Below are 3,155 nucleotides of genomic sequence, written 5' to 3' on the forward strand. Positions count from 1 at the left end.
GCCTCAGGCTATAGCCGGAGCTGATGCGCGCATAGTCGACCGGATAACGAAGAAAAGCCTTGCGGACCGGCCGGCCATCCGGTGTGTAGTAATCGGCATGACCATCCGGCATCACGTAGCGGACGGCACGATAGGCGCGGCCTGAATTGACGAACTCGGCGGCGAGAATGTCGCCGTCGCGGACGAATTCGCCGTCCTGCCACTGCTGTTCATGGGTCACGATAAAGCGATCGCCCGGTTGCACTGAGTTGACGAAGTCGATGTCGTACTTGAAGACGTCGGCCAGCGACACGGCTAGGCGATCGGTGCCGCCCGCTTCATTGACCGCGAGATAGAGCGAGCTGTCCACGGTGCCCGCAAGCCTGCGCTCTTCAGTCTCGAGCGGGTTCTCGACGATGTTGGCGGAGAAACCCTGCGCGGCGCGTGTGACCGACAGTGTCGCCGTCTCGTCGATCCTGCGGGTAAGCGACTTCAACTCGCCATCAAGGTGGGTCATCTGTATCACGTCACCGGGACGGATGACGTCGAGGTTCTTGCGCACAACGGGCAGGCTGCGCAGCGCCGCCAGATCGGCGATATCCAGCTGCAGCTCGCGGAATATGCGATCGAGCGTGTCGTTCCGGCCGATCGTGACCGCGACGAATTCGAATGGAGTTGCCGGTCTGGCCGGCGTTGCCGCAGGCGACCTGGCGGAAGCCAGCATGAACTTCTCGGGTAATTGCTGCGGCAGCGGGTTCTGTAGCTGGGAACCGGCGGCCGCGAAGATCGAACCCGCCACGATGCAGGACGCAATCACGCCGAAGCGATGCGGATACACATCCACAGCGCCATTCTGCTGGGCTTTTTGCCTGCGCCTGTCTTGATCCACCCGGGCTTCCCCAACGAGGTAGAGGAGCGACGGTAATTGGGGTGGCTGTTGCCGTCAACCCGTTGATTGTCGGCCCTTTGTACTGCGTCACGGATTTGGCCCGTTTCGGCCATGGCGTACGTTGCTAATGCCAGGCCGCGCTCCTAGAGTTGCAGCCTGGCCGCCGCAGGGTGCGGGCGTGGGGGATCGATGCTGCCGCCGGCACAACAAATCGAGGAATTGCGCCGCGGTGCGGCCGAATTGCTGACCGAAGCGGATCTGATCCGCAAACTCGGGCGCGGGCAGCCGCTGAAGGTGAAGGCCGGTTTCGATCCGACCGCACCGGATCTGCATCTGGGGCATACGGTCTTGATCAACAAGATGCGCCAGTTCCAGCAGCTGGGGCACCAGGTCATCTTCCTGATCGGCGACTTCACCGGGATGATCGGCGATCCCAGCGGCAAGAATGCGACCCGGCCGCGCCTGACCCCTGACGAGGTCAAGGCAAACGCGCGCACCTACCAGGAGCAGATCTTCAAGATCCTCGATCCCGAGCGGACCGTGATCGAATTCAACTCACGCTGGTTCTCGCCGATGACGGCAACCGGCCTGATCGAACTTGCCGCGAAATACACGGTCGCGCGCATGCTCGAGCGCGACGATTTCGCGAAGCGCTACAAATCCGGCCAGCCGATTGCCATCCACGAATTCCTTTACCCGCTGGTGCAGGGCTATGACTCGGTGGCACTCGAGGCCGATGTCGAACTCGGCGGCACCGATCAGAAGTTCAATCTGCTGGTGGGACGCCAGCTCCAGCCCGACTTTGGCCAGGAGCCGCAGGTCGTGCTGACGATGCCCTTGCTCGAAGGGACGGATGGCGTCCAGAAGATGTCGAAGTCGCTCGGTAATTACATCGGCATTCACGAATCGCCAGCTGAAATATTCGGCAAGCTGATGTCGATCTCCGACGAACTGATGTGGCGCTATTTCGACCTGCTGTCCGCGCGTCCGCTGGCGGAAATCCGCACATTGCGCGCGTCGGTGACCGGTGGACGCAATCCGCGCGACGTCAAGTTCGAGCTCGCCGTCGAGATCGTCGATCGCTTCCACGGTGCCGGCGCCGGTGCAGCCGAGCGGGAGCGTTTCATCGCCCGGTTCCGTGACGGCGCCGTCCCGGAGAATGTCGAGGAGACTCCGATCTATTGCACTGGCGATACGGCCAAACTCGCCAACGTCTTGAAGGACCTCGGTCTTGCCGCGAGCGCTTCTGCGGCCTACCGCCTGATCGAGCAGGGTGCGGTCCGGGTCGATGGTGAAAGGGTCGAGTCCCGCGACACGGCGCTCGCGGCGGGCGCGAGCTACCTGCTGCAGGCCGGCAAGCGTGGAATCGCCCGGGTGACCCTGCGCAAGTCCTGAGCCGCGCCCCGGTCCGGGCCCCCCGGCGGACCTGAAAAAGCCGCCGAAATGACCCATCCGGACAGTCGCCGTTGACTCCCCAAGAAGGGCCGCTATACTGCGCGCCCCCGACCGCGGGCAGCCTGATAAAGGCGGCCCGGGCGGTTTCGTGCGGCACGGTATTTGTGTCGACACCCCCTGAGACCGGGGGTAAACTACGAGGTCGTCCCTGACGCTTTTGCCGGCAGGGAGTTCTTTAAAAAGTTAGCAGGTAATTTGTGTGGGGACTCGCGTCAGGTCGTCCATTAATGGGCGCCAAAACTGCGAGTAACCAAGCGTCCAGCGGTCCGGGTCAAACCGGATCAGGTTTGGAGTTTGGGGTCTCGCTTTATCAGCTCAAGTCATTGAACTGAAGAGTTTGATCCTGGCTCAGATTGAACGCTGGCGGCGTGCTTAACACATGCAAGTCGATCGGTAACAGGTGTAGCAATACATGCTGACGAGAGGCGGACGGGTGAGGAATATTTGGGAATCTGCCCATCAGCGGGGGACAACCCGGGGAAACTCGGGCTAATACCGCATACGCTCTACGGAGGAAAGCCGGGGACCGCAAGGCCTGGCACTGATGGATGAGCCCAAATCGGATTAGCTAGTTGGCGGGGTAACGGCCCACCAAGGCGACGATCCGTAGCTGGTCTGAGAGGACGATCAGCCACACTGGGACTGAGACACGGCCCAGACTCCTACGGGAGGCAGCAGTGGGGAATATTGGACAATGGGGGAAACCCTGATCCAGCGACGCCGCGTGGGTGAAGAAGGCCTGCGGGTTGTAAAGCCCTTTCGGTAGGGACGAAAGCTCTCGACCTAACACGTCGGGAGGATGACTTAACCTACAAAAGAAGCACCGGCTAAC

Annotated in this window: 2 protein-coding genes and 1 rRNA gene; 2 read left to right on the forward strand and 1 reads right to left on the reverse strand. The window is 61.7% G+C overall.

Translation table 11 applies throughout. The features are described from left to right. Positions 1-868 (reverse strand): hypothetical protein (locus WCE35_RS04660; protein ID WP_424592170.1); only part of this gene is annotated, 868 nt, incomplete at its 3' end. 189 nt (positions 869-1,057) lie between these two features. Here WCE35_RS04660 and tyrS point away from each other — a divergent pair. After that, positions 1,058-2,263, forward strand: coding sequence for a tyrosine--tRNA ligase (gene tyrS, locus WCE35_RS04665; RefSeq protein ID WP_424592171.1), 1,206 nt, complete (start codon positions 1,058-1,060; stop codon positions 2,261-2,263). Between the two features lie 385 nt (positions 2,264-2,648). Then, positions 2,649-3,155, forward strand: a 16S ribosomal RNA gene (locus WCE35_RS04670); the annotation flags it as partial.

Origin of the sequence: Bradyrhizobium sp. (genome assembly GCF_049691595.1) — a bacterium.
Classification (GTDB): Bacteria; Pseudomonadota; Alphaproteobacteria; order Rhizobiales; family Xanthobacteraceae; genus Bradyrhizobium.